Origin of the sequence: Amycolatopsis ruanii (assembly GCF_003385175.1) — a bacterium.
Classification (GTDB): domain Bacteria; phylum Actinomycetota; class Actinomycetes; order Mycobacteriales; family Pseudonocardiaceae; genus Amycolatopsis_E; species Amycolatopsis_E thermalba.
In genome coordinates this window covers 1-1,272 of the sequence record NZ_PQHY01000167.1, presented here as the reverse complement: position 1 = coordinate 1,272, position 1,272 = coordinate 1, and the positions used below count along the sequence as shown (strand labels likewise).

Sequence of the window (1,272 nt, the reverse complement as noted above, 5' to 3'; positions counted from 1 at the left end):
GGGTCTATCCCGTGATCGGTGTTTCTGGCGGTTCGGTTAGTAGGTTTCGGCGGCCGGCCAGCGGTCACCGAAGGTGATGGCGAAGGCGTTGAGTACGGGTTTCCAGCGCATCGTCCATCGGGCGCGGCCTGTGCCGGTGGGGTCCAGGCTGCGGGTCACAAGGTACAGGCACTTCAGGGCGGCCTGCTCGGTTGGGAAGTGGCCGCGGGCTCGCACCGCCCGCCGGTAGCGGGCATTGAGCGATTCGATCGCGTTGGTCGAGCAGATCATTTTTCGGATCTCGACGTCGTAATCGAGGAACGGCACGAACTCGGTCCAGGCGTTGCGCCACAGTCGGACCAGCGCCGGATACTGCGCAGACCATTTGTCGTCCAGTTCCTGCAACGCCACTTCCGCCGCTGTCGCGTTGGGGGCCTCGTACATGGCTTTGAGGTCCCGTTTGAGCGCGTCGGTGTATTTCCGGGAGGTGAGCCGGAACGAATTGCGGATGAGGTGGATGATGCAGGTTTGCACGATCGCGGCCGGCCAGACTTGTTCCACCACCTCGGGCAAGCCTTTCAAACCGTCGCAGACGAGGAAGAACACGTCCTTCACGCCGCGGTTTTTCAGATCGACCAGGACGCTCATCCAGAACTTGGCGCCCTCGCCGCCGCTGCCCGCCCACAGGCCGAGCACGTCCTTACGGCCGTCCACGGTGACACCGATGGCGGCGTAGAAAGGCCGGTTGGCCACCTGGCTGTCGCGGACCTTGACCACGATCGCGTCGATGAACACCGCGGCGTAGACGACGTCGAGCGGACGGCTGGCCCAGTCCTGCATCTCCGCCACGACCTTGTCGGTGATGCGGGAGATCGTTTCCTTGCTCACCGACGCGCCGTAGATCTCGGCGAAATGCGCCGAGATTTCACCGGTGGTCATCCCCTTCGCATACAGGGACAGCACGATCTCGTCCACATCGGTGAGCCGACGTTGCCGCTTCTTCACAATCTGCGGCTCGAACGTGGATTCCCGATCCCGCGGAACCTCGATCTCCACCTCGCCGGCCGCGTCCGAGAGCACCGTCTTCTTCCGGGTCCCGTTACGCACATTCGCCGAATCACGCCCCGGCTCGGCACGATGCTTCTCATGTCCGAGGTGCTCGGTCATCTCCTCATTCAGCGCGGTTTCCAACACGTTCTTGGTGAACAGCTTCAACAGCCCGTTCGGGCCGGTCAGCTCCAGCCCCCGCTGCCGGGCCTCGGCCACCATCGCCACCGCAGCGGCCTGCTCCGG

At 64.1% G+C, this 1,272-nt stretch carries 1 protein-coding gene; it reads right to left on the bottom strand.

Features of this window, described 5'->3' with window-relative positions:
• Window positions 1-36 precede the first annotated feature (36 nt).
• A complete protein-coding gene (locus D0D28_RS35410) occupies window positions 37-1,248 on the bottom strand; it encodes an IS256 family transposase (protein WP_429728364.1) in 1,212 nt (403 codons plus the stop codon).
• Between the last annotated feature and the right edge of the window lie 24 nt (window positions 1,249-1,272).

What these genes read in the sequence shown, in the direction of transcription:
- D0D28_RS35410 (WP_429728364.1), bottom strand. Translation starts at nt 1,248, where the DNA reads ATGGTGGCCGAGGCCCGGCAGCGGGGGCTGGAGCTGACCGGCCCGAAC.